The sequence below is a fragment of the Flammeovirga sp. OC4 genome, from assembly GCF_000812565.1.
Taxonomy (GTDB): Bacteria; Bacteroidota; Bacteroidia; order Cytophagales; family Flammeovirgaceae; genus Flammeovirga.
This window is the reverse complement of record NZ_JTAM01000013.1, coordinates 1-26,726: the sequence shown is the minus strand read 5'-3', so window position 1 is coordinate 26,726 and position 26,726 is coordinate 1. Positions and strand designations below refer to the sequence as shown.

Genomic DNA, 26,726 nt, shown 5'->3' with positions numbered 1-26,726 from the left:
TTTGGCGGGTAATTACTAAAAAAAACGGAAGATGAGACAGAAACTTTTAAGAGAAGGAGCAAATGAACTTAGTTATGAAATCCGTGGTATTGTAAAAAAAGCGGATAGTTTAAGAAAACTAGGTCAGAAAATCTATTGGGAAAATATCGGTGATCCCATTCAGAAAAATGCTGAAATGCCAACATGGATGAAAGATATCATCGGTGGATTGTTGGATGAAAATGGTACTTTTGGTTATTGTCATTCCAAAGGAGTTTTAGAAACAAGAGAGTTTCTAGCTGAACGCACCAATGCTCTTCAAGGGGTTAAAATTGATGCCAATGACATCTTATTTTTCAATGGGCTTGGAGATGCGATCTCAAAGTTATATCAATTCTTGTTACCTACATCAAGAATCATTGGACCCTCACCTGCTTACTCTACTCACTCTTCCGCCGAAGCCGCCCACGCCAATACGACACCTTTGACCTACAAATTAGATCCAGAAAATCACTGGTACCCTGATATGGAGGACTTGTATTTACAAGTAAAATACAATCCGAACATTGTTGGTATTTTGATCATCAACCCTGATAACCCTACAGGAATGGTGTATCCTATGGAGATTTTGGAACAATTTGTAGCCATTGCTAAAGAGTTTAATTTGATTTTGATCTCTGATGAAATCTATTCAAATGTCACTTACAATGGAGCAAAAACACATCAACTCGCAGAGTACATTGGAGACGTACCAGGGATTGCCTTAAAAGGTATTTCGAAAGAATTCCCATGGCCGGGTTCTCGTTGTGGTTGGATGGAATATTACAACAGAGAGAAAGACCAACAATTTGATGGTCTTTGTCAGACCTTAGATAATGCGAAAATGATTGAGGTTTGTTCGACGAAATTACCTCAAATGGCTATTCCTAGAATTATGCAAGATGAGCGTTATCAACCTTATAGAGATGCAGCCAATAATGCGATTGGAAGGAGAGCTGAAATCATTGCTGAATTATTAGGCGATCTTCCTCAGTTGACCTTTAACAAAACATATGGAGCATTCTACAATACCATTATCTTTAAAGATGGTGTTTTAAAAGAAGGACAATCACTGAAAGTAGATAATCCTGAAGTCCAACAAATGTTAAACGAATGGACCGCTGAAGCAATGCCACATGATAAACGATTTGTTTACAATTTATTGGCTGCGAAAGGGGTTTGTGTAGTACCTATTTCATCTTTCTGTTCAGATCTTCAAGGTTTCCGAGTAACATTACTTGAAGAAAATGAAGAGCTACTACATGAGACTTTCACACACATAAGAGAGGCAGTGATCGAATATTGTCAATAATTGAAATTATTCTTTTCTGAGTAATTCCATCAACATAAAAAGGCCAAGTAATTCAAAACTACTTGGCCTTCTTTTATATTAAACTTGTACAAAAACTGAATTAGTTTCTCAGTCTTCTCTTCAAGCTATTAGGAATTTTATCTCCTTTATCCACCTCACCGAAAGGTAAATTCACACCAAATCTAACATTGGCAGTTTTTGCTTGATCCCAATTAAACCCAGCAGTTAAAAGATTGTCAGAAACTACATACAACTGGAAACCAGGGAAGCCAAACGATACCAATGCACCTACGTTTGCAGCACTTGATTTATTGGCTGTATAACTTAATCCTAACCCAAAGTATTTACCAAACTGCTTGTCTACTGATAAAGTAAGCGATGGGTAATATTCTCCTTCATAAAACATCTGAGAGAATAAAACACCTGCTGTTGCACGTTCCCAAAACTCATAAGTAGAGGCTAAATTGATTACTGTTGGCAATGTAGAAGTACTTTCTACGGATAAAGTATCTGTATTTTTGAAAACAATAGAATCCGAAATCGAAGGGAATGCGTCATCAATATTTCCATCTAACAAGGCTTTCATATCTGCACCCGTGTATACGATATTTTCTAAAGGAGCTACATAGTTACTTGCATCGTCAGACCATTTGATAAATCCTAAGTTTCTTACAGACGCCTCAAAAGTCAACTCATCATTGAATTGATACACAGCACCTAAATCAACCGCAAAACCTGTATTTGACATAGAAGTCAGTGATTTCGTTAATTCATTATCATCAAGATCTACTTCAAAATCTCCTTCTTCATTCACAACTTCTCCCAAACCTCTTGATCTCAATTCAATATTTCCGCCAAGACTAAAATCCATCGCTGTATTATCATCTTGAAGAGCGTATCCATTTACTTTAGCATTCAATTGATGTGTTCCAAATAAAACTTTCAAAGTGGCACCTAAAACAAGTTTATCATTGATTCTATAGTTACCACCAAGGCTTACATCATAAAAACCATACACGTTGGCTACCGAACTCAAATCTTGTCTTACTCCCAATTCTTGACCAGGACCTTTCAGTAAAGTATTGAAAAGTGATTTTGTATACGTTAAGTGTTCTAAAGCCTGATAATTGATACTTAAATGAACACCCCACTTATATTTTTGATAATAAGCACCAATTACTTCAGAAGATACTGAACTCAGTTGAGAGTTATTAGGGTCTAATTTGCTTAAGAACCCTTCATAATCCAGCTGATCAACTCCATTTTCTGTGGTATAAACATCATTGAAGTTAAACTGATTAAAAACGTGTAATGATGCGTTGGTAGCAGGAAATGCAAAAGTAAACTTTGCCTCTGTTTGTTTGGCTGGATTATATTTTGTGGACTGTGCCACACTGTTCATGAAATATAATGTATTTACCTGCTGTGCACTTGCCTGAGCAGCAAGGATAAATGTAAATAGACTAAAGAATATATATTTTAAATTTTTCATTGGATCTTACTTAAGGTTAAAAGAGGATTATTCAGATTCGAAATTAATGGTACCTTCAAGTAAAATACCCATCTCAAACCTCATTGTTTGTTCAGTAGTAATTTGAACAGGGTCTGGTGTATCCGTTGTAGAATCTGCATCGGCAGATAGTTCAAAAGAAATATCTACGTAACCTGCATTTAAAATCGCTCTTACTTGATCCTCACTTAGGTTGGTTTCAAGGTAATTTGTAGAAGATCCAGTGACAATGCCTTCGGTTGTAGTTGGAGCAGCTTTAATCAACTTATTATTATTGTTACCTCCATTGATAAAAATCTCTGAAGTCACTCGGCCGTTTTCACTTTCTTTTGTTGTCAGCTTTAACGTACCACCAATTGGCAAACCATTGGTTACCTCTGATCTCAAAATAGCAGAAGTGATGGCTTCAATTTCACTGTTGAAATCAAAATCTGCATCTGCACCACTTTCATAAACCATGTTTGTAAAGCCTAAGTACAATGGTATTGTGGCACTGAAATACGCTTTTACTTCAGCTCCTTTCGCAAATAAAACCTCATCTCCTGGCTGCAAATTATAACTTGCTTCACCTGCATAAGAAAGTTTTACTGGTCTAATATTTAATAATTCAGCAGTTTGACATGCAAAAACATTGGTTACTTCCACCTGATCAAAATCAGTGGCCGCTAACACATCAATAGCTTGAGAACATGAATTCCCCTCAATAGCTGAAGCTGAATCTAGATTAAAACTTAAAGGAGCTGTCTCTCCAGAAATATTTTCACCATAAATACCTCCATTCTTCCCTAAGTCAATTTTAATTCCTGCACCAATCGGGTTGTTGAATCTAAATTGTACCGTAGGTGATTTAAAATTAATTTGAGCTTCTTCAGGGAAAATATCCGATAAGTAATCGGTATCGATTTCTTCATTTGGTATATCAAGAGATGCCGTTAGTGCACTTCCAAAAAGTAGTTTCACACGGTCAGCTGTATTTGTTGGTGTCAATTCAATACCTGATATAAAACCTGTTGGGTTACCAGCTCCGTCTTCGATTGAAATCGATAAGGTAGGTGTGCTATTGACCAAGTCTAAGGCTACATTACTTAAAGGTAAAGTAATGAATGTAGTTTGTGTGGTGTTGACAGTTTCAGTGACTGTAATCGTATTTGTGTTTTGAGCGGTTTCAACACCTGTCATCGATAATGTGATCACATCACCAATACTTGCTCTGTATTCAACCTGTAAGCCTCCTCTTTCAAATCTTAAATAAGAGATTGCTACATCATCTTGAATATCGTTGGCCAACGGAATACAATAGCTTGCACCATTACAGGTACCTGTCGCGTCTGCCGTAAAGCCAACACTGATGGGTGTCAAAAATGGAATTTCGGTTGGGATTGGATTAGGGAAGTTAATACTGAAAAAATCATCTTCACTAGCACTACCAAAAGCTTGTACTAGGTCGTTGGTTGATGCAATATCAAATGAGTCTTCAAAAGCGAAAAATATATCACCTGTTACGGGATCTGTTTGTAAGTCTTCTAAATCTTCTTCACTCAGAAGATCTCTAAAGCCAATTTCACTATCACTATTAATTAGAGGGATACCAATTTTGTAACCTTCTAGTGGTGGCACTTCAAGTTCACCAAGTTCTGGGCCACACGATGTAAGAAACATAGGTACTGCCAAAGCCAGTAACCCTGATCGACTAAAGAGTTTTTTATTAAGCATTTTCAAAAAGTTATAGCAAAAAATAAATTGATAGGTTATTCATCAATTAACATGTTACGAATTTAAAATTAACACATTTTTCTAATTCGTTAAACAAATAAAATAAATGTTTTGAACAACATGGTTAAAATCTAATTTAATTTTATCTTTAGTTTATATTAAATCACTTTTTGTCACAAAATGAAGATCCATTTTTCAACTTTTTGATTCGAATTTTTTTTTTGTGATCTCATTAAAATACAATATGCTAACAGCAAAAGATTATTATAACTACCTGTACAACACTGTAAATAACGAGGAATTTACACTTCCACAAAAGCATCACAGAATCAAAGATTTATTAGAGTGGATTTGTAAAGATCAGACAAAAAGTGAGAAAATTTTACTATCCAGTTTATTTGCTAGAATTGCTTATTTGGGTCAAAAATTAAAGCTACCTCAGCAACTTGTATGGCGCTTGCAAAAGGTTAGAATCAATGATCGTTTATCTAAAAGATCTGCGAAAGTTATTCATTTTCATGATATCAACTTTGCCTGTAGGAGTGTAGCTGAAACTGTTAAAATTATATATAACGAAGATATAATTGATGTACTCGACCAAGCCTTACCTCCTCTACCGACCATAGAAGAGTCCAAAAAACAAAAGGAAAATTTCATTGATACGCTAAGAGTAGAAGTCATTAAAATAGATGAAGAAAACAAGCTTCTACACTGCATTGAAGATGATGATGCGGAGAGTGAAACCCCGATAAAAGTGAGGTATGACGTGGCCAATGTCAATGACATGTACACCACTACAATTGCCAAAATCTGGGAGGGTATTCAGCTACATTTGTTGAATGTTAGGCTAAGTAGTAATGATCAGTTGATTCCTCAGCATTTTGTCATCGAACCTGATTTTTTAGTTGATGTCACTACAGTGGCAGAATCCTTTAACCGAACGGGAAGTATTCCACTTAATATACTTTTGAAAAAGTTTACACCTTCTGCTTCAAGTGTCCCGATACTCTTGGGTAGTGTGGCCAACTTTTTCCTTGATGAAGCCATTCATGCTGAAGACCCCAACTCACTGAACTTTATCGATGTTTTTTCAAAAACTTTTAAAGCCAACCCGTTAGATTATATCACTTTACCTGAACTGGAAAGTCGTTCGGGATTCAATGAATTTATGGAAAATGCTAAAATGCAATTCCAAAACATCATTAAAACCGTCAATGATAATTTCAGACAACAGGGGATTGATAAAGATGGTTGCTGTATTGAACCATCGTTTTATTCTCCTAAATATGGTATACAAGGACGTTTAGACTTATTGCATATCAATAATGAAAAACATGAATATAGAATTGTAGAATTAAAGTCAGGGAAACCTCCTCAAGCGGGATTAGGTAACTCCGGATTATGGAGTAATCACGCAGTGCAAACCCTTATGTATCAGATGTTATTGAAAGATGCTTATCAATGTGATCAGCAAAGCATTTTTCCAATGATTTTTTATTCAAAGGCCCATCAAGCACCTTTGAGATACGACACCTACACTTCAAAAATGGAGCAGTTGATCATTTATACTAGAAATGAAATGGTATTGAATGAGCTATTGCTATCCAAATCAGAAACCCTACAAGATGTTGCTGCTGTACTCAGACAGGTCAATGAAGTTGCATTTGCGGCAGCGGCTCCTTTTGTCAAAAAAGAGGTCAATCACTTCATTCAAAATATTAGAGGTCTTACTCAACTAGAACGTGCTTATTTATTCTCCTTTATCAGCTTTATTGCCAAAGAACATCAACTTGCAAAAGTGGGAGATACAATATTTAGCCAAGGTGTAGCTTCTTTATGGCTCGATGATTTCGATACGAAAAAAGATAGTTTCAAGATCTTATTCGATTTAGAACTTTCTGAAAATTTCGCAAATGACCCTACTCCTATTTTGGTGTTCAAAAGAACGAACCCTGAAAATGCTTTTGTCAACTTTAGAGAAGGTGATATCGTGACGCTCTACCCTAGAAATACCAATGAGGAACTCCCTACACATGGACAAATCAATAAAGGTACGATCACTAAGATTAGTAAAGATGAAATCATTGTACAATTAAGGCATCAGCAAAGAAATGATGAAATCTTTGATGCTGATACCAATTGGGCCCTTGAAGGTGATTTTATGGAAGCTTCTTTTAATGCAATGTACAGAGGCTTGTATCAATTTATCACATGGAACAATAAAAAGAAAAAAGATATACTGCTTGGGCTACAGCCTCCTACCTACCCTTCTAAAATGTTTTCGCATGAAGAAGTACTTGACCTTGCACAAGATAAAAACTTAAACAAGGTAGAGTTAAACACATTATCGAAGGCCTTATCTACAGAAGATTACTGCCTAGTAGTTGGACCTCCTGGCACGGGGAAAACTTCTAGAATGTTGAAGAACTTAGCCCATATTCTTTATCATACAGATGAAGAAAGAAACATATTGTTTATTGCTTACACCAACAGAGCGGTGGATGAAATTTGTGAAGCTTTGGAAGAAGCAATTGTAAACCCTTTACCTGATGGTAGAAAGTTTTTACGAATTGGTTCAGAGCATTCTTGTGCCCCACAATACAGAAACAACCTCCTCAATAAACTGGCAGAAAGTGCCAACAATAGAGCTTCACTTCGAAAAGGGATAGAGCAACATAGAGTCTTTGTGACTACACTGGCTTCAATTTCAGGAAGGGTTTCACTTTTCAAGATCAAGAAATTTGATATGGCCATTATTGATGAAGCCTCTCAGATTCTAGAGCCGCAACTTGTCGATTTATTAACCAAGGTCAATCGTTTTGTGTTAATTGGAGATCAAAAACAGCTTCCTGCCATTACTCAGCAAGACAAAAGTGTTTCTGAAATTCAGTTTAAAGGCTTAGATGAAATTCAATTGACAAATAGAAGAAATGCCTATTTTGAGAGAATTTTTTCACTCTGTCAGAAAAACAATTGGGATTGGGCTTTTGATCAACTCAAAAATCAAGGAAGAATGCACGAAGACCTTGGGTACTTTGCCAATGAATATTTCTATCAAGGTAATCTGATGACTGTTCCTCTACCTTGGCAAAGTGAAAGTATCCATTGGGAAATAAACGAAGGAGACAGTGCCCTTGAAAAGCGCTTAAAAGAAAATCGTTTATTATTCTTCCCTACTAAAAACACTGCTACTTCTACATCTGATAAAATCAATATGGAGGAAGCTCGAAAAATTGCTCAAATTGCCGTATTAACGAAGAAAAGATATTTAGAGCAAAAGGGACATTTTGATATTGATAAAACGTTAGGAATTATTGCTCCTTATCGAAACCAAATTGCGGCGATACGACAAGCGTTAGAAGAAATCGGTTTTGAAGAAGCCAATCAGATCAGTATTGATACTGTAGAGCGTTATCAAGGTAGTCAAAGAGAGGTAATATTAATTTCATTTTGTGCCAATACCCCTTTTCAGTTGGAAAATATGCTTTCACTCACTGATGATGGTATTGTGGACCGAAAACTTAATGTTGCCATTACAAGAGCAAAGCAACAAATGGTATTTTTGGGTAATCCTTCTATTCTAATCCGCTCTTCTATTCATGAACGACTAATGAATTGGATTAAAGAAAAAAAGGGTTGGATAGCGTCTGACTCTTCATTATTTTCGTAGTGTTAGTAGCATATAATTACGATGAAAGACTTTGATGAATATTGTGAATGTGCAAGAGATAATTTTTGCAATTTTGTACAAAACAATGAAAAATATACACCTGAAGAAAGTTCCTACCTTGTTGAGCATAGTCTTGGTAAAGGTGTCTCCAAAATATTTAGAGTGGGATATATCTTGATCGTTTGGAGCTTTGTAGCGGTATGGATTGATAATATCTTAATACCGGGTGCTGCAGGGTATACTTTTATTCAAAAAGAAATCAGTTGGGCTACTGCTATTCCCCTCATTTTTTTAATTACAAATGCTACTTTAAAAGCCATTTTTATAAAGTGGAGACTAAAAAGTCAGATTTCAGTTGGAGGGGCTTACCTTGCCAGTGTTCCCTACATTGGTTTTGCATTCTTACTGAAATCACAATTTAAAACAGACAAACTACTTTATATTGCTGCTAAAGATTATTTTTTATATCAAAAAGTCGTTATTAAAGATAGTGTAAAATCTTTTTTGGGGTTAAAGAAAAAAGAAAGTATTAATTAGTACATTGTAAACTAGATTACTGTTAACTTTCAATCTGTATTTCTACTAGATTTTATAGAGCCTACTTTCAAACTTCCTTCTTCTTCATTTTTTTCTTGAAGCAAAAAATTCAAGGCTTAGAAGTCAAAAGCTAAATTCCATTCCTCTCGCCTTTTGAAAGGATAACTCGATCAAAACTTCATCGTTTTGAGATGCTCAAACATCAAAATCATTTTTAACGGCTCACTTCATGAAATTCTTGACGCTTTTCCCTTTAAGACCGAGGGAAGAAGTAGCAAATGAATTGGGTAGAAAGTCCACTGGCGCGAATGTTAAGCGATAGCGTCATTCGTGTCCTAAAGATCAGCAGAAATCTCCTGATTTATAAATACCTAAATATTCGAGAATTAAGTTTACAATGACCTAATTTTTCAATGATAAAAAAGACAAACCTCCCTCTACATCATTACTTAAATCTTTCAAAGTAGTAGACTGTAACATCTTATTGATAGAAGCTCTAATGGATTTGAATTTGGCATGCATTGGACACGGCTTTTCATCAGAACATTCTAAAAAACCCAAACCACAACCCGTCATCAACTGATCACCATCAATTGCTGCTACAACAGTATAAAGTGGGGTATTTTGTTGTTCGTCATCTAAGTAAAAACCACCTCTAGGTCCTTTTACGGACTGAATGATACCTTGCCTTGATAACTGTTGTAAAATTTTAGCGGTAAAAGGTTCAGGTGTTGCAGTTACTTCTGCAATTTCCTTCGCTCCTATTTTCTCTCCCTCGTTACTTCGCTGCGTTATTAAAATAAGTGCTCTTATACCGTAAGTACATGCTTTTGAAAACATCAATGTATTACTTCTGATAATTATAATTGATTCAAATCGATATCACTACAAATATAAACCTTTTAAGATTTCCTTTTACAAAAGAAATAAAAGATATTTTTGTCTTTTATTATTTTTTAGTAAGTTTGTATCAAGAAAGAACAAAATCTATCTGGTAATTTTGTTCTTCTGCTTCTATCAGAGTTATCCTATTTTCAACCATGTGTTGATCTACAAACGAAGAATGATTTTTAAGAAAATCTATAAAAAGGCAGTTAGCTGGCATAAATATATTGGTCTATTTCTTTCTGTGATTTTGGTGTGGATGAGTGTTTCTGGCATTCTTTTAAATCACCCTGACCTGATTGCTCATTGTTCTGTTTCAAAAAGCTATTTTCCAGAAGAATATCTACCCCAAAATTGGAATAGAGGTGGTATTCAAGATGTGGTCTATATTGGTAGTGACACCATCGTTATTGGTGGTAAACAAGGTGTTTGGAAAAGTGATAATAGTGGTAAATCATTTCATTCACTGATGAAGAATGGCTTTCCAGAGGAGATCTACTATCAAAAGGTCAATGACTTGTACTATGACAGTTTACAAAACACCATCTTTGCTGCAACCTTTGGAGGAGTATATCAATTCAATCTTTCTCAAAATAATTGGAAAGGATTAAGGACTCCGACAAATCACATAGAGCAATTTGTGAAGATAATGGAGATCAAAGGTGAGCTTTTTGCTGTCTCACAATCCAATATTTATAAAATAAAGAGTGGTCAATTAGTAAATTACCCCATTTTCAAGAAGGAGAGAAATTATGTCGATATGATTCAATTCACTTTTGCATTGCATAGTGGATGGCTTTGGGGGACACCAGGAAGATTATTTTATGATTTTCTATCGCTCATTCTAATCTTTCTTTCATTGACTTCTTTGTACATTACTTTTTTCAAAAAGAAAAAAGCAACGAATACGATTTCAAAAAAATTGAAGGCTTTCATTATTACTTATCATACGAAGATAGGGGTATGGACCTTTGTTTTTTTGTTGATTATTGGAGGAACCGGAATGCTAATGCGTCCTCCTTTGATTGTGGCATTATACAATGGTAAAGTACCAACTTCAATAATTCCAGACCGATTTTTAGAAAATGAGTGGTATCATTCGATCCGAAATGCAATGTATGATCCACAAACAGACCGAATTATTTTAGATACTACAGAAGGAATTTTTGGAGGGAAGAGTAATGCTACAACTGCTTTTGAAAAGTTAGAGTGGAAGGTGAATATATTTGTGATGGGTGCTACAATCTTTGAGCCTCTAGGAAATCAACATTTTCTAGTAGGCTCATTTTATGGTCTATATGATTATAAAGAAGGAGAAAGTTTCAGCAACAATGTGTTGACGAAAGAGCGTGTTTCGTTATTTGACAACATCCAAAAACCTGGAGATTTTATGACAGTGGCAGCCTTTACTTCACCAAAAGGCGAGCAATATATTTCTGCATATTCTCAAGGTTTATTGGCCATTACGCCTCCACAAGAAGATACTTTTTATCACTTTCCGCAAGAAATAAAGGAAGAGTATCAACTTCCATTATGGAATTATATGTTTGAATTACATAACGGCAGGTTATTCCAATTCATCTTTGATAAATACAGCATTTTATTAATTCCACTTTTGGGGTTACTCTTCAATATTCTACTGATTACAGGCCTGTATGAATACATTTACAGGAAAAGAAAGAAGATTAAAAAGTTATTTACAAGTACTACATTGTAAACTAAATTATCGTCAACTTTTAATAGACCTTTCTGCAAGCATTTATAGGATCTACTTTCAAACTTCCTTCTTCTTCATTTTTGTCTTGAAACAAAAACGAAGCAAAAAATTCAAGGCTTTGAAGTCAAAAGCTAAATTCCATTTCTCTTGCCTATTAAAAGGTTAACTCGATCAAAACTTCATCGTTTTGAGATGCTCAAACAGCAAAATCATTATTAACGGCTCAATATTCTCTTCAAGGCCGAGAGAAGAAGTAGCAAATGAATTGGGTAGTAAGTCCACTGACGCGAATGTTAAGCGATAGCGTCATTCGTGTCCTACAGATCAGCAGAAATCTCCTGATTTCTAAACATCATAAATATTCAAAAACTTAGTTTACAGTATAGTAATTAGAATGGAAAAAGCCCATGAAAGAAGAATAAAAATACTCTTTCATGGGCTTGATATTATTTATTATGGAGGATTAATAACGGATCATTCCCTCATAAGTTGAACTCATATTATTTGGAACTAACACTCCTCTCATTTTTAATTGACGAGCACTAAATACACCATCAATTCTTACATTACAGTAGTTGCCTGTTCCGTCAAGATCATAAATGACTCTTGCCTGAAGCATAGATCCCATAATGTTGAAAGAAACTGTTGTTCTACCGTTCTTGTCGTCTTTACTCACTTTCCAGTCAGAAATTCTACCATCAACGGTAATACCACCAACGCCGTTCCAGCCAATTAAATTTGCGGAACCGATTTGTAAAACTCCAACGTCTTTTTCTACTTTAATAAAGTTGATATTCGACTGTACATTCACGGTTCTACCTCGTCTATCATATAATTGATTGGCTTCTAATACAAATTGTTGACTATCAATTGCAACTAGAGCCTGTTGATGTTGTATTTTTTCAAAAGCTTCAGCTTGTGCTTTTTTCTCAGCTTTTGCTTTTTTCTTTTGCTCTTTCTTTAAAGCTTTTTGTTCTTTCTTCGATAAATTTTGATCTGCCTCTTCCTGTGCAAAAGCAGTAAAAGATATACCAAAGATTAAACTCAATGCAATAATGTAATTTTTGAAAATCGCCGTACTCATAATAAATAGTTTTAATGATAATTTTCTTTGCAAAACTGATTGTTTAATATTATACGTTCACAATAGAAAAAGTTTTAGTATAGCATCTTAAAAAGTGTAAAATAGGCCTTTAGAGAGTATTAATAAACATAATATTGAATTATGTTAACAAAATCATTGAGAATTGCCATTAAATATTTAATTATCAAAAAAGTATAGACACAAAAAAACACTTTACCGAAATAAAGTGTTTTTTGTTATTTACAAGGACAGTAATTTGACTATCCAATCAATGTTGCTAACGTCTCTACAGCTTTTGCTTTGTTCTTTGCTGCTTGAGATCCCTCCTCAACTTCTAACTCAGACAAGAAAGTAGAAACTTTACCAGCAATGTCTTTAATGTTTTCCTCAGGAAGGTTCATTCCTTGTAACATTCCGAAAGCGGCTTGCATCATTTGTACAATTTGATTCTCGTCTTCAGTTGTATTTATCGCGTTTGCAAATTGCATTGCGATCATATTTTCATCCATCATTTTATCTTTTGTCTTGGATTAAATAATTACGTGTTAGTGCAAAAGTAGGTGATTTTCAATTTCAAAAAAAGTACAAATCTATCAGAAGTAGCCTTTGAAACATAAAACACTACCAATCATCACATTAGTCAATTGTTTCAAGAACGTAACATTATTAACCTATATATAACACGCTTAATAAATGAATAACTATTCAACAATATACTATTCATTTTAAGGTCATGTACTATCCTTAATTTTGACAAAACTTAAACACTCAACTTCCCATTGATTAATGAAAAAAAATATAATGAATGCGGTTTCTCGCCGTAAATTTATCCGAAACTCTATTATTGTAGCCAGTGGTACTACTCTTCTACCACTTTCGGCTTGTACAGAAGATGAAATTCTTGAAGTAATTGACCCTGAACCTGCTCCTGAAGGTGAGTATGGTTTCTTTGAAGGTGTTGCTAGTTTTGACCCCAGCAGCTCACAAATTTTATTGTGGACAAGATATACACCTGCAAGCAATGAAACTACAAACGAAATCACTCTTGAGGTAGCTACTGACATTGAGTTTTTAAATGTTATAGCCAATGAAAAAGTAACAATCGACACTGCTTCGGACTACACTGTCAATGTTGACGTAAGTGGTTTAAACTCCAATACAAGTTATTTTTATCGTTTTTCAAGTTCGTTTTCTAAAGCAATTTCTCCAATAGGCGAAACAAAGACACTTCCTGCTACCGGGGAAGTCAATGATGTAAAAATGGCGGTAGTATCTTGTGCAAACTATCAAGCAGGTCTTTTTAATGTCTACGGTGCTGTTGCCCTCTCTGATGCTGATGTTGTAATTCACCTTGGGGATTATATCTATGAATATGGAGCTGAAGGATATGGTATCAATGCGATGACCGCTTCTTTAGACCGTTTTCACCAACCAAAAGATGAGATTTTAAGCATAGAAGATTACAGAACCCGCTACCGTCAGTATAGACAAGACACTCAACTTCAAAAGCTGCATCAGACCAAACCTTTCATTTGTGTTTGGGACGATCATGAAATCACCAATGATGCCTATAAAGATGGTGCTGAAAATCATAACGAAGGAGAAGGTGATTATGAAACTAGAAAAGCATACGCACTTCAAGTTTGGCACGAGTACTTACCTGCTAGAGTTACTGATAATGCTAAAATATACCGAAGCTTCGACTTTGGTGGAATTGTTGATCTTCATATGTTGGATACTCGAATCATTGGAAGAGAAAAGCAATTAGACTATAGTGATTATTTTACAGCGATAGGATTGGATGCGGCTAAATTTATGGCGGATTGGGGTAATACCAACAGAACACTTTTAGGAGCTGAACAAAGAGGATGGTTAGCAGGTCAATTGGCTTCAGGTACGGCAAAATGGCAAGTACTAGGAAGCCAAGTCTTAATGGGGACTTACACCATACCTGTGGAACTTCTTCAAATTGTTGCGGCAATTGCTGCTTCAGGTGCTGCTTCTTCAGCATTAGTTTCACAATACCAGCAAAGCGTTACAGAACTTCTAACTATCAAAGGACGAATTGCTCAAGGTGACCCTACAGTAACTGCTGAGGAGAAAGCAAGGTTGACAACTGTACTTCCTTATAATCTTGATGCTTGGGATGGCTACCCTGTTGAGCGTGAAATCATATTTGGTGCTGCTGCTGGAAAACAACTTATTACCTTAGCAGGAGATACTCACAATGCATGGAACAGTAATTTAATGGATGCCTCCGGAAATAAAATAGGAGAAGAATTTGCGACGGCCTCTGTTTCCTCTCCAGGTTTTGAAGGTATCTTTGGAACAAATCCTTCTACCATTGGTCCTTTTGAACAGGCTAATGTTGCATTAATTGAAGGTTTAAAATATGCTGATGCTTCAAGAAGAGGTTTTGTATTGGCCACTTTTTCAAATACAGCAGCAAACGCAGAATGGCATTTTGTAAATGATGTTTTCTCCGAAGATACATCAACAACAATGGCTCATTCTACTATTGTCAGTTAATATAACCCTCAAACTTTACATACACTCCACCCTAAAGAGCATTAATTTGGTTTTTAGGGTGTTATGTTTTAATTAAATTGATAATCAACTTAATCATTAATTCTCTTTGCTCTGGTAAGCTTTGAGCTACAGCCAACGCCAAGGCTACAAGTGTATTGTCGGTGACTTTTTTTTGTCCATCCACTCCCCGATGAAATTGGTTTTGTTCTAAAAACCACACAAACAAAAATGACCCAATGCGTTTATTGCCATCACTAAAAGCATGACCTTTGATCACTGAATATATTAATTGTGCCGCTTGCTCTTCAATACTAGGGTAAGCTAACTGGCCAAAAACAGTCTGTGAGATACTTCCTAAGACACCTTGAAATGAATCATCTTTCTCATTTCCAAATAGTTCACTCGCTTCCCCTTTACCCATTAAATCTTCTTTTAAAGCCTTAATTGCTCTTTTTACTTCTTCATAGTTGATGACATAAATAATGTCTTCATTCAAACCTGACGTAGTAAGCTCCTCATTGTCATATTTGCTAAGCAATTCAAAAGATCTTGCATAATTTGTAATAATCTCCAAAAAGCCTGTTGTGATCTCTTTTTGACTACCTAGTAGTTTCTGATTCAACTGCGCTATTTCTTCTTGTAACCTTACTACTTGGTCACTTCTTTGAGTAAGTAATTGTCCGTTTAGGGTATAGCCTTTCAATAAATATTCTTTTAATTTTCTAGTCGCCCATTTTCTAAATTCGGTTGCCAAAGGCGATTTTACTCTATAGCCTACTGCAATAATAACATCTAGATTATAATGTAAAATAGTACGCTCAATTTCTCTATCACCTTCAAAACGAACTTGTGCAAATTTTGCACTAGTTGACTCTCGTTCTAATTCTTGCTCACTGTAAACACCTTTAATGTGCCTATTCACTACAGAACGATTCCTCCCAAATATTTCTGCAATTTCTAATTCAGTTGCCCAAACCGTTTCCTGCTTTTCATCCAATAAAACTTGATATTCCACCTGTTCAGAAGATGGTTTGAACGTTACCATTTTTTGAGTTTGCTCTTGATTTTCTTTGTTTTGGTTCATTGTATTGAAGTGAGATTTGATGAATCAGAGATAATCTGCTAAAATATCCGAATTAAGAACAAGAATCAAACCTTCACCTACTTTATTCATAACCACGAAAAAAGGCCTTCCAAATCAATGAAAGACCTTTTTCTTTTTCTACCTACTTGATTTAAAATTAAAATCAAGCTTCAATTTTGTGATTAGTGTCTACAATATTTTTGAGGAATTGCAGCACCAAATTGCATATTCTCTTGATCATTGGTATAAATATATACACCATCCTTCAACCTCATTTTTCCTCCTACTCTAAAATAGGCGGAATCTTCTTCCAACTTGATAAACCTTTCTTCTTGTTGCATTACACCTTCAGAAGTTTGGTAGGTATATATGGCTTTGATCAAATTATCTTCAATTTTTCCTTTCAATGTACCTGTTATATACTTGCTTTTAGAAGGCATCCACTCAAAAGTTCCAACAACGTTTTTGCCTTTAATATCTAAATGAAGAAACATAGAATCCATAAATGAAATCATTTGGCCGTTCTCGTTTCTAACAGGATCACTCTTGATTATTTTTTCATAACATAAAGAGTGATGACTCATTGAATTTGCTGTTCTACCGCATGAATAAAAATTAAACGATAGAGCAACAACGGTAATAAAGTAGAAAAATTTTCTACAATTCATAAACTAGAAAGTTCGTTAAACATAAAGAAATCAACCCTTTACGGAATTGATTTCTTACATATCAAGAGCAAATGTATTGGATTAAATTCTAAATACACTAGCTCATTAAGTTAAAAGATGTTTATTACTTTTATCAAATTTAAAGCTCATCTATCTCTGCTACCACAAAAGTACTTCCTCCAATAAAGACTAAATCCTCTTTCGAAGCATTACTTTTGGCCGCTTGAATTGCCACATTAACATCACTGATCACCTCGCCTTTTAAGCCAATTTTGGTTGCTTCTTCTCCCAAAATAGAGGCATCGAGTCCTCTTGGAACATTCGGTTTACAATAATAATAATACGCGTCTTTTGGAAGTTTACTTAACATATTAGGCAAGTCTTTTTCTTGAACTACACCCAGTACCATCCAAAGTTTTTTGAATTCTAATGTCGAAATTTGATCCAATACAAATCGCCAACCATCTTCGTTATGACCAACATCGGTAATCGTCAAAGGAGCAGTTTGTAGTGTTTGCCAACGTCCTTTCAAACCACTTAATGCACTCAAGTTTTTAAAGCCTTCTTCTATGGCCTCTTTTGAAATACTGTAATCCCCTTTTTGGTTTAATTGATCAATCACAGACAGAACCCCTAAGGCATTGTGTCGTTGATAATTCCCCTTGGCTTCCAGTTCTACATTTTCTAAAAATGGACTACCATTCTTTAAAAGGTTTGCACCTTCCCACTGATACACTTCCTCTGCAAAAGTAATTGGAGCATTTTCCTTTGATGATTTATCTAAAAAGACTGTTGTCGTTTCCTCTTGCTTTTGACTGATTACTACTGGAGTATTAGGTTTAATGATGCCGGCTTTTTCTGCAGCAATCAGTTCTAAAGTATTGCCTAACATATCCATGTGATCCATTCCAATATTTGTAATTAAGCTTACTTCTGGATTGATCACATTCGTAGAGTCCAATCTTCCTCCCAAACCTACTTCAATAATGGCGATATCTACTTTTTCATTTCTAAAATGATCAAAGGCCATGGCTACTGTCAATTCAAAAAAGGAAGGTTTGATCTCTTCTATATGTGTTTTTATTCCTTCTACAAATTCAACTACCTTATCTTCAGCGATAGGTTTACCGTTGATTTTAACTCTCTCTGTAAAACTTTTCAGATGAGGAGATGTGTATAAACCTACTTTATACCCTGCCGATTGTAATACCGCTGAAAGTATATGTGAAGAACTCCCTTTGCCGTTTGTTCCTGCAACATGAACGGACTTAAATGTATTTTCAGGGTGTTCCAATGCCTCGCACAAAGCAATGGTATTCGATAAATCTTTCTTAAAAGCAGACTTCCCTTCTCTCTGGAACATTGGAAGCTGTGCGTATAAAAAATCTAAAGTTTCCTGGTAGGTCATATTCTTAATTCAATTTTTGAAAAGCGAATGTAGGTAATTTTTCGATTTTAAACACTCTTGCCCCTACAAAGGTTAACATCTTGTTTTTTTCTACCTTCTTGTACTTAACGCTGTATTTTAATATTCCCCTTAAAACCATAATAAAAAAGTACCAAGAGTCACGAAAAATCCATGACCCTTGGCTTTCTCTATTTAATTGAAACCGTAATCAATGCCTCCTAAATTTGTAGAAGTATATTCACTACGTGCACAACCACTTGTTGTACATCCTAAAACTGTAGATCCCTTACATGGATCTAAGTCACAATAATTTCTATCTCTAAATAATGGTCCTTGTGCAGGATTCCCCCACTTTCCATCGAAAGCCATCCAATTTTCTCCATCACAACGGAGTTCTTTGATTGGGCTTTTCCAAGTTTCCCAAAGCGGGCCTGGGTTTCTATAGTCGGCCCAGTAACAACATCCGCCACTTCCGCCAGAATTGTGGTAAGCACCATGACCAATTTTACCGATGTAAACGGTTGCCCTATTTTGGGTCAGTTTATGCGTATACCAACCCGCATGTTGATAATAAGTCACCGTGGTAGCCGTCCAAGTATCTTTGTTGACTTGCACTACAATTCTCTCCCAATCGTAGTCATGTCCACCAGAATTAAAGAAACAATTATCTTGTCTTATGTAAGTCCACCAATAAGTGATAAACAATCGGCGGTTATCGTCCGGGCAATTGGTGATTTGATAATATGTTTCAGCTTCTGCAATACTCCCTGATTTATCAATCCCAGAGTTCAAGGCTAGTTTTTGCCCACAATCTTTATTTTTTGATAAATCAAAGATTTTTTGTCCTGTAGAAGGAAATGTTTTGGCTGCTTTATCGAAATAAAGTCTAGGAGCAAACAGCTCTGCCACTTGAAGACTAACAGAAGGATTTAGCACTTCGCTATAAGTATCAGTACAAGTACCACAAGTTGTATTTACTGATCGGAGATTACTTTTTGAAACATCTCTCCATGATGTCACCTCTACTTGATCAGACCATTTTTTCGTTGCATTCTGAATAGAATACGAAATGTTGTAAGCCTCTTTATTTTTATTGATGAGTAGATAGCCTTCAGTAAATGACTCTAACTGACCTGCTGCATTGCTTAATATAACATCACCAAACTCTGAGACTTTTAGTTGTTTTCCTAACAGATTTTCTGACCAATTATTTACACGAAAAGAAAGAATATCTCCCTTACCTTTTGCTTGTCCTTCATCAGAAACTGAAACTTGATCGCCATAAAAATAAAGATCAAACGTACCCTTTTCCTCATTAACAACAACATTGGTGTTTTTAAGATGGGCTGTTTCCATTTGATGAATGTCGCTGTTTTTGTTGCAACCATAAAAGGTCATTGAACAAAGGAATAGCATCCAGAAATAAGCGTTTCTAGTTTTCATTTTTAATTGCTTTGAAATGTAATGATTTACTTATTGCTCTACGAAATCCTTCTATCTCCAATACGCCATTTTTATACAGCTTCACAATCGCATAACTGTTGTTCTCCTTCCCTGAATAATCCACCATCGCCTTAAGCACATAGTAATGAATACCATTTATTTTTTGATACTGTTCTCGATGATAATGCCCTTGAAAAACAGCCATCACATTACCTGATTGTTCTAAAATATTTCTGATTTGATCTGCATCGGTAACATGATATTTTTTCCCTGTTTCCCCTACATCATAAAGTGTATGATGTAAAAAAACGAAAGTGGGATAAGTGATTTTATTAAGATCCTCCTTTAACCATTGAAGCTCTTCAGGTGGTAACTGTGTGTCTTCCCAGTGAAAATTGCGATTGCCATGATCTGTTCCATCTTTGAGATAATTGGCATCCAAAACAACGAAGTGAAACCCATTTTGATCAAAAGAGTAATAGCTTTGATCTTTAGGGATACCTGTATTTTCAATATGATCAAGGAATTGTTTTTTGCTTATACTGTCCAAATCGTGATTGCCGATAGCGTGGAATCTCGGTCCCGAAAATGCAGCATAAATACTTTCAATGTCCTTCAAATATTGAAGCGTTTCTGATTCAATTGCAGGTTTGGATTCGTCCTTCAAATCACCCAAATGAATCATAAAATCTACCTTTCGTTGATTCATTAAGTCTACACACTCTTTCATTTTTGCTTTTGACTGTTGAAAAAAACGTATTCCTCTCGAAGGGCAGTCAGCATAATGAGAGTCCGTCATCATCCCGAATTGCAACAATGGTTTTTCGGAAATAATATTGCTAAAACTAAGAAAAGGAACAGCAGAGATTGTAGTTGCGGAAAGTCGTAAAAATGTGCGCCTGTTGATAGCGTATTTCATAGTAAAGAAAAAGGGGATTCTCATCGTAATATGAAGTATTGAATCCCCATGAATTGATTAGAAATATTTAGTATCCTTTGTTTTGTACTAAGTTTAAATTGGCATCTAGTGCTGTTTGAGGAAGTGGGAAAACCCTTTTATTAGGGTCTGAACTACTTTTTTCAGTCCACTTATCCTCAAACTTTCCAAAACGAATCATATCTGTTCTTCTCTGCATTTCCCAATACAGCTCAAAACCTCTTTCATTAAAAAGTGCTTCCTCTGTTAGTGAGGTCAATAGTTCGGCACCTCTTGCTGTTCTTAAAGTATTGATATCAGAAAGTGCTCCTGCCACATCATTATTTCTAAATTTCGCCTCAGCTCTCATCAGATAAACATCTCCTAGTCTTACCAATGGAATGTCTACTTGACCACGACTGTTGGATGAGCCATTGACATCAAATTGATATTTTGCCACGCGAATCCCAGAAGATTGATTATCAAAAAGCTTCACTTCTTTTGTAAAGTCAGTCGGTTGTCCGTCTCTATCGTTCATCAAGGCCGTAATGATTAATTGACCAGATGCATCTTTTTCAAAATCACTTTGATCCTCATTTAATACAGGACCATACTGTTGCCCTGACATAAAACCTCTATTCAACTCGTAGAGTTCCGGAGCTAAAGTACCTTCTTCTTGAGCGAAATTCACTTTTGAGAATCGTGGATCTGTTACATCCCAAGTATCAACAAATTCAGGCAATGTTGCATATCCATTCCATCCTCTTCTAGTGGGTGTTGGCTTTTGTGACCTTGCTAAACTAACGACTGCAAAACGGTTGTCACCTAAATTGTATTCTAAGCGTTGATCTACTGCAAAAATCATTTCGCTATGCCCGTGATTATCCGTATCGAAAATAGAGAAGTAATCAGCGGTTTCTAATTGATAGCTTGAAGAATTTATGACTTCTGTCGCATGTTGAATTACTTTCGTTAAATCTTCAGATTTGAATTCATAAGAAGAAGCATACGGATCGATATATACAGCTGTATTGAGGTATAAGCGTGATAATAAAGCTTGAGCCACTTCTTTTGTGATTCTTGAACTGCCTACTTCTTCTTTTGTACCTAAATGATCTAAAGTGTTCAATAAATCTTCCGCTATGTATTGTACTGCTTCTTCACCTTTCAACACTAAAGGATCTTCATTGAACTTCAAAGTTTCAACATCTCTTGTCGGTACCTGGCCATACAAGTCCAATAAATGCATCATATAAAATGCTTTTAAAACGGTAGTTTCAGCAATATATCGGTCAAAGTTACCCTCCATGTCTTGCATTGTTTTAATGGCAATCATCGACTTTGCTACCCCTTGGTTCAGTTCATTCCAAGTATTACGGATAGCTCCATTATTGGCCGTCCAAGTATGTGTGTGCAATTCTCTGTAAAGACCATTATCATCCCAGTCTGTTCCTCTTGTGGGGCAGATGGCTTCATCTGTTGTGATTTCTTGGAGACCAAATACTTTGGCGTTGTGCGTAAAAGTGGAACGTAAACGAGCATAGGCTGCAGCCGTAACACTTTCTGCTGCTTCAGTAGAAGTGATGAGATCTTTGTTTAGCGTTTCGTCCAGAATTTCTTCTTTCAGGTCTGTACAACCGACTATTGCGGAAGCTAAAAATATATAAGATACTTTGATAAGAGATTTCATGATGTTGTTAGATTTAGAAAGATACATTGACACCCAAAATGTAAGTTCTCGCTCTTGGGTAATTGGCATAATCAATACCGTATGAAAGGTTTCCATCTGATGATTTATCAGTGTTTACCTCAGGGTCAAATCCTGAATAATTGGTGATGGTCAATAAGTTTTGACCAGTAGCATAAATGCGAAGGTTACTTACATTGTTCCATTTGTTTGTATTAAACTTATAACCAATAGTGAGGTAGTTTAATCTCAAGAAATCGGCATCTTCTAAGTAATAAGTAGAAGGCTGAGGAACATTCTGACTGCTTTCATTGGTATTGGCAATGGCATTCGTAATATTATTACCATTCGTAAGTGATGGAATTGAGAAATAAGCATTAGCTGTATTATTATACACCTTGTTTCCGATACTTCCATTCAGAGAAAATGATAAATCAACATTCTTATAGGATAGATTATTCGTAAGACCTAATGTGTAATTTGGAAGTGCGCTTCCAGCAAAGATTCTATCATTGTTAGTGATAGTACCATCTCCATCTACATCATTGAAGATATTTTTGCCTTCTTCATCAAACCCAAGATGCTCTAACAAGTAAAAAGCGCCAATGGGTTGTCCATTTGCATAAGCATTGACTTGTGCACCTGATAAACCAGGACCTGACAATGAACCTGTAGAAATTAAAGTTAAAGGCAGTTTATTGATTTCGTTTTGAATGCGAGTCACATTAGCATCTACATTCCAATTAAAGTTCCCTCTTGTGATAATATGACCGCCTAATGAAAATTCGAAACCTTTATTCGTAATCGTACCATCAACATTTTTCCAAACGAAAGGAGATGGTGATGGATCTTGAGAAGTCATTTTTAATAGTAAATCCGTTGTTTTTTTGTTGAAATAATCGAAAGTACCATATAATTTCCCTTGGAAAAGTTCGAAATCAACACCAATATTTGCTTGTGTATTCACCTCCCATTTGATATCTGGATTTGCAGTACGAGCCAATGTTATTCCATTCGTAATTTCACCACCTTCATTCAACCAATAGCCATTCGATACGCTTGTTGAATAAGACGCTTGGGTGATTTTATTTGGAATTTCCTGATTACCCGTCTGTCCCCAGCCAGCTCTTAGTTTAAGATTAGAAAATACGCCTAAGTTCTGAATAAATGGCTCCTCACTTAATCGCCAAGCAGCTGCAAAAGAAGGGAAAATACCATACTTGTTATTATCTCCAAACTTCGAAGAACCATCCGCTCTTAATGATGCTGTAAAGATGTATTTTTCATTGAAAGTATAATTCACTCTTCCAAAGAATGACTGTAGTTCATTGACCTGAGCACTACCTGTTGGTGGAGTTGAAGTTAAGTCAGTACCAATACTTGGATTATTAATCGCATCGACCTCAGTCGTTGTTAAGTTATTGACTGTAAAGCCATAAGTTCTTCTGTAAAATCGCTGATAAGAATGACCCAATAGAAATTTAATATTGTGTCTGCCTGTTTTTAATTGATAGTTAAAATAGTTCTCTATCAATCTATTATCACTCTCTACATTAAGAATTGTCGCACGCCCATCAGGGCTAAAGAATTCAATATTATTTGGGTCAATCTGTAAATTTCTATTGGAAGTAGCATTGTCGACACCTGTATTCAACTTATAACTCAACCCTTTTAATAATTGAATTTCAGCATTAAAATTACCTATGATACGGTTTGTCTTGGTGTAGTCTTGATATAACTCTAAGAAAGCATAAGGATTGACACCGGAAGGGAATACAAACAGTTCCCCATTTTCATCATGCGTAGGGTAAGTAGGATTAGACTTTAGCATATTAGTGATTAATTCTCCTCCAGATCCTGCACCATTACTTCTTGGAATTCCCGAGTCTTCCACCTGGCTTGCTGTTAAATTAGCTCCTAGTTTCAATCGATCTTCAAAGAAGTTTTGAGTAACATTAATTCTTCCCGAAAATCGAGTTTGTTGACTCTGCTTCATAATACCTTCCTGATCAAAATAGTTGATAGAAGCTAGGTAAGAAGATTGATCTTTTCCACCTGAAAACGAAAGATTATGGTTTTGGGTCTTGGCTGTTCTTGTCATTTCTCTTTGCCAATCCGTATTCACATTTCGATTGTAGATATAATTGTTCTCCGTTCCATTATCTTCTGCTATTCTATCTGTCGCAATGATGAAAGCGGGAGTTTCTAAAACATCAATTCTCTTAGACAAAGTGGAAAGACCTGCAGATCCGGCATAACTCAAAGTACCTTTCCCTTCTTTTCCTTTTTTAGTTGTAATTAAAATGACCCCATTAGAACCTCTTGCACCATAAATTGCTGTTGCAGAAGCATCCTTTAGAATATTGATGGAAGCGATATCATTGGGGTTTAAAAAATTCAAAGGATTCTTTGCTTGTGAACGCCCTACACCCATATCTGCACCTTCTGGAGAAACATCAGAATTGTCCAATGGCATTCCATCGATTACATACAGCGGAGAGTTTCCACTTCTGATTGAGCTTGCTCCACGGATCACAATATTTATTGCCGCACCCGGCTCACCACTCGATGCCACAACATTAACACCTGCCATTTTCCCTTGTAAAAGTTGCTCTGGAGAATTAATCATTCCTTGGTTAAAGTTTTCTTCCTTGACCATACCAACAGCACCGGTCACATCTTTCGCCTCTTGTGTACCATACCCAACCACTACTACTTCTTGGAGTGCTTGTAAGTCCGCTTGCAAAGCAATTGTAATGGTGTTCTCCCCATCAATAGCCACCTCTTGTGTTTGATAACTGATATAAGAACAAACTAACGTTGTGGTAGTGCTTTGAACTTTAAGTCTAAAATTCCCATTAAAATCTGTTACAACTCCTTTTGTAGAATTTTTAATATAAACTGAGGCTCCGATCAAAGGCTCTTTTGTATCACTATCAATGACTTGCCCTTCAATAATTTTTTCTTGTTGCTCTTTCGAATAACCAATTGGTTTATCTGTAGTATCAGTTGGTTGTTTTACATAGACCGTTTGATTGATAACCTTAAATGTATATCCTGTCTTAGTCGTAATTTTTTCTAAAATCTCTGTTATAGAAATGGAGGAAGAAGAGATATTAAACACCGTCTTGTTTTGCTCAACAGATTGATCGTACATAAAAACATAATCTGTTTTACTTTCTATGGCTTTTAATAAGTCTTGCAAAGAAATACCTTCAACATTTAAGTGTATAGTCTTATCTGTATTTTGAATATGAAATGCATGTATTGGTGGGTTTATAATTAAAACACCTAGAAAAATTAAGGCATAAATAAGCCGTTTTGTTGATAATTTCATCAACAATTTGTTTACATTTGTACTCATAAATAAATTAATTTTGCGATTGATTTATCACCCGTCCTGCGCCAACAGTGTCGGTTTTTTTATTTATTGCGATTGACACCCTCTACCACTCAGAACGATGACGTCCTTGTCCTGAAATTGGTATTGAATATTATTCATAAAGGCTAATCCTTCTAAGATTTCCTCTAGTTTTCCTACTTTGTATTTACCGTTTAATTGACAATTTTTGATATTGTGATCAGCAATGTCAATTTCAATGTTATACCACCTCTCCAACTCCTCAATAGCACTTTCTATAGGTGTATGATCGAAAACAATTACTTTGTTCATCCACTGAAAATCCTCATTTTGGGTAGTAATTATTCTCTCTAATACTTTAAGTTCTCCTTTATAATTCGTCATTTGTTGTGGTAACAAATCCACGGAATTCTTGTGGTCTGTTCTACTTTTTACGTTCACCTTTCCTGTTCTTACGACCACTTTTACATCAGTTTCATCATATGATTTGATATTAAAAGAAGTTCCCAAAACCTGCGTTACAGTATTTTTTGTAAGCACTTGAAAAGGGTGTAAACTATCTTTTTGCACATCGAAAAATGCTTCTCCTTGCAGTTCTAAAACCCTATTCTTTTCAAAATCACTTCCATAAGAAAGGCTACTTAGATTATTAAGGTGTACAGTTGATCCATCGGGAAGCTTTACTACTTTTTGCTCTCCTACAGCTGTCTGTATTGTTATTCTTTCAACAACTGCTTTCTGCGAAGAAAAATAAAGACCGACCAACAGTCCTAAAAACAGAATCGAGGCCGCATACCTAAAGACCGAAGAGTGATAAAAAGTAACCTGTTTCTTTACTCCAATCTCTTGATGTATTTTATGAAGCACCCTCTTTTTGGTCACTAACTTGTTGGCATCACTCTGTCCTTTTGAATGAATACTTTGACTTTTCTCAAAGAAATGATCTACAAGTTTTGTCTCATTGTCGTTTGCTTTTTGTTCAGCGTACTTATCGATGATATGTAAAAAGTCTTTATCTTTCATATTGATGTGTTTTCAACTATTAGTATCAAATAAGGAAGGATACACGTAGTCATTTTTAGGAAAAAGTGGAGTGTTCACAAACAGTTTATTCAAGTAATAGTTTGTTCATTTTAATTGTAAGTACCAAGTCAAAACTAAACCACTCTCTGCACTGAAAGTGC

The 26,726-nt window shown here is 35.6% G+C and carries 18 protein-coding genes; 5 read left to right on the top strand and 13 right to left on the bottom strand.

Translation table 11 applies throughout. From position 1 onward, the window contains the following. Positions 1–31: 31 nt before the first annotated feature. Entirely contained in the window at positions 32–1,330 is a 1,299-nt protein-coding gene (locus PL77_RS11305; protein ID WP_044205019.1) for a pyridoxal phosphate-dependent aminotransferase, read from the top strand. 100 nt (positions 1,331–1,430) lie between these two features. Here PL77_RS11305 and PL77_RS11300 read toward each other — a convergent pair whose 3' ends face one another. Together PL77_RS11300 and PL77_RS11295 are read right to left on the bottom strand one after the other, a co-directional pair. Further along, positions 1,431–2,822, bottom strand: a complete 1,392-nt coding sequence (locus PL77_RS11300) for a DUF5723 family protein (protein ID WP_044205017.1) — start codon at positions 2,820–2,822, stop codon at positions 1,431–1,433. Between the two features lie 27 nt (positions 2,823–2,849). Beyond that, entirely contained in the window at positions 2,850–4,553 is a 1,704-nt protein-coding gene (locus PL77_RS11295) for a hypothetical protein (RefSeq protein ID WP_044205015.1), read from the bottom strand. 244 nt (positions 4,554–4,797) lie between these two features. On the opposite strand from PL77_RS11295, the gene PL77_RS11290 reads away from it, so the two are divergent. Further along, positions 4,798–8,223 (top strand): AAA domain-containing protein, encoded by a 3,426-nt coding sequence (locus PL77_RS11290; protein WP_044205013.1) that lies wholly within the window; start codon positions 4,798–4,800, stop codon positions 8,221–8,223. Between the two features lie 21 nt (positions 8,224–8,244). Continuing rightward, complete coding sequence (locus PL77_RS11285; RefSeq protein ID WP_044205012.1) at positions 8,245–8,760, top strand: hypothetical protein; 516 nt, start codon at positions 8,245–8,247, stop codon at positions 8,758–8,760. Positions 8,761–9,162: 402 nt separating this feature from the next. Here PL77_RS11285 and PL77_RS11280 read toward each other — a convergent pair whose 3' ends face one another. Beyond that, positions 9,163–9,600: an Rrf2 family transcriptional regulator gene (locus tag PL77_RS11280; protein WP_044205010.1), complete on the bottom strand. Its 438-nt coding sequence runs from the start codon at positions 9,598–9,600 to the stop codon at positions 9,163–9,165. Between the two features lie 223 nt (positions 9,601–9,823). Between PL77_RS11280 and PL77_RS11275 the strand changes: the two genes are divergently transcribed. After that, a complete protein-coding gene (locus PL77_RS11275) occupies positions 9,824–11,362 on the top strand; it encodes a PepSY domain-containing protein (RefSeq protein WP_044205008.1) in 1,539 nt (512 codons plus the stop codon). Positions 11,363–11,825: 463 nt separating this feature from the next. Here the strand turns inward: PL77_RS11275 and PL77_RS11270 are convergent, their stop codons facing one another. Both PL77_RS11270 and PL77_RS11265 read right to left on the bottom strand, forming a co-directional pair. Further along, entirely contained in the window at positions 11,826–12,446 is a 621-nt protein-coding gene (locus PL77_RS11270; RefSeq protein ID WP_044205005.1) for a DUF4251 domain-containing protein, read from the bottom strand. Positions 12,447–12,706: 260 nt separating this feature from the next. Next, positions 12,707–12,934: a hypothetical protein gene (locus PL77_RS11265; protein WP_156152328.1), complete on the bottom strand. Its 228-nt coding sequence runs from the start codon at positions 12,932–12,934 to the stop codon at positions 12,707–12,709. 298 nt (positions 12,935–13,232) lie between these two features. Between PL77_RS11265 and PL77_RS11260 the strand changes: the two genes are divergently transcribed. Continuing rightward, on the top strand, positions 13,233–14,975 hold the full coding sequence (locus PL77_RS11260; RefSeq protein ID WP_044204998.1) for an alkaline phosphatase: 1,743 nt from the start codon (positions 13,233–13,235) through the stop codon (positions 14,973–14,975). Positions 14,976–15,036: 61 nt separating this feature from the next. Here PL77_RS11260 and rhuM read toward each other — a convergent pair whose 3' ends face one another. From rhuM to PL77_RS11220, 8 genes are all read right to left on the bottom strand, one after another. Further along, positions 15,037–16,059, bottom strand: a complete 1,023-nt coding sequence (gene rhuM / locus PL77_RS11255) for a virulence protein RhuM/Fic/DOC family protein (protein WP_216595901.1) — start codon at positions 16,057–16,059, stop codon at positions 15,037–15,039. Between the two features lie 182 nt (positions 16,060–16,241). Then, positions 16,242–16,727: a hypothetical protein gene (locus PL77_RS11250; protein WP_156152327.1), complete on the bottom strand. Its 486-nt coding sequence runs from the start codon at positions 16,725–16,727 to the stop codon at positions 16,242–16,244. Positions 16,728–16,866: 139 nt separating this feature from the next. Continuing rightward, the gene (locus PL77_RS11245) at positions 16,867–18,135 is read right to left on the bottom strand and encodes a folylpolyglutamate synthase/dihydrofolate synthase family protein (RefSeq protein ID WP_044204991.1); all 1,269 of its coding nucleotides are present in this window, start codon (positions 18,133–18,135) and stop codon (positions 16,867–16,869) included. A 192-nt stretch (positions 18,136–18,327) separates the two neighbouring features. Further along, positions 18,328–19,578 carry an NPP1 family protein gene (locus PL77_RS11240; protein ID WP_044204988.1) on the bottom strand — a complete coding sequence of 417 codons (1,251 nt, stop codon included), beginning with the start codon at positions 19,576–19,578 and terminating at the stop codon, positions 18,328–18,330. Continuing rightward, positions 19,568–20,497 (bottom strand): metallophosphoesterase, encoded by a 930-nt coding sequence (locus PL77_RS11235; protein WP_172665836.1) that lies wholly within the window; start codon positions 20,495–20,497, stop codon positions 19,568–19,570. Before PL77_RS11235 ends, PL77_RS11240 begins: the two co-directional genes overlap by 11 nt. A 67-nt stretch (positions 20,498–20,564) precedes the next feature. Continuing rightward, the gene (locus PL77_RS11230) at positions 20,565–22,184 is read right to left on the bottom strand and encodes a RagB/SusD family nutrient uptake outer membrane protein (RefSeq protein ID WP_044205200.1); all 1,620 of its coding nucleotides are present in this window, start codon (positions 22,182–22,184) and stop codon (positions 20,565–20,567) included. A gap of 13 nt (positions 22,185–22,197) precedes the next feature. Next, entirely contained in the window at positions 22,198–25,518 is a 3,321-nt protein-coding gene (locus PL77_RS11225; protein WP_172665835.1) for a TonB-dependent receptor, read from the bottom strand. 90 nt (positions 25,519–25,608) lie between these two features. After that, entirely contained in the window at positions 25,609–26,565 is a 957-nt protein-coding gene (locus PL77_RS11220) for a FecR family protein (protein ID WP_044204985.1), read from the bottom strand. Between the last annotated feature and the right edge of the window lie 161 nt (positions 26,566–26,726).

Coding starts and splice junctions, on each gene's coding strand:
- PL77_RS11305 (WP_044205019.1), top strand. CDS start 32: ATGAGACAGAAACTTTTAAGAGAAGGAGCAAATGAACTTAGTTATGAA.
- PL77_RS11300 (WP_044205017.1), bottom strand. CDS start 2,822: ATGAAAAATTTAAAATATATATTCTTTAGTCTATTTACATTTATCCTT.
- PL77_RS11295 (WP_044205015.1), bottom strand. CDS start 4,553: ATGCTTAATAAAAAACTCTTTAGTCGATCAGGGTTACTGGCTTTGGCA.
- PL77_RS11290 (WP_044205013.1), top strand. CDS start 4,798: ATGCTAACAGCAAAAGATTATTATAACTACCTGTACAACACTGTAAAT.
- PL77_RS11285 (WP_044205012.1), top strand. CDS start 8,245: ATGAAAGACTTTGATGAATATTGTGAATGTGCAAGAGATAATTTTTGC.
- PL77_RS11280 (WP_044205010.1), bottom strand. CDS start 9,600: ATGTTTTCAAAAGCATGTACTTACGGTATAAGAGCACTTATTTTAATA.
- PL77_RS11275 (WP_044205008.1), top strand. CDS start 9,824: ATGATTTTTAAGAAAATCTATAAAAAGGCAGTTAGCTGGCATAAATAT.
- PL77_RS11270 (WP_044205005.1), bottom strand. CDS start 12,446: ATGAGTACGGCGATTTTCAAAAATTACATTATTGCATTGAGTTTAATC.
- PL77_RS11265 (WP_156152328.1), bottom strand. CDS start 12,934: ATGCAATTTGCAAACGCGATAAATACAACTGAAGACGAGAATCAAATT.
- PL77_RS11260 (WP_044204998.1), top strand. CDS start 13,233: ATGAAAAAAAATATAATGAATGCGGTTTCTCGCCGTAAATTTATCCGA.
- rhuM (WP_216595901.1), bottom strand. CDS start 16,059: ATGAACCAAAACAAAGAAAATCAAGAGCAAACTCAAAAAATGGTAACG.
- PL77_RS11250 (WP_156152327.1), bottom strand. CDS start 16,727: ATGAATTGTAGAAAATTTTTCTACTTTATTACCGTTGTTGCTCTATCG.
- PL77_RS11245 (WP_044204991.1), bottom strand. CDS start 18,135: ATGACCTACCAGGAAACTTTAGATTTTTTATACGCACAGCTTCCAATG.
- PL77_RS11240 (WP_044204988.1), bottom strand. CDS start 19,578: ATGAAAACTAGAAACGCTTATTTCTGGATGCTATTCCTTTGTTCAATG.
- PL77_RS11235 (WP_172665836.1), bottom strand. CDS start 20,497: ATGAAATACGCTATCAACAGGCGCACATTTTTACGACTTTCCGCAACT.
- PL77_RS11230 (WP_044205200.1), bottom strand. CDS start 22,184: ATGAAATCTCTTATCAAAGTATCTTATATATTTTTAGCTTCCGCAATA.
- PL77_RS11225 (WP_172665835.1), bottom strand. CDS start 25,518: ATGAAATTATCAACAAAACGGCTTATTTATGCCTTAATTTTTCTAGGT.
- PL77_RS11220 (WP_044204985.1), bottom strand. CDS start 26,565: ATGAAAGATAAAGACTTTTTACATATCATCGATAAGTACGCTGAACAA.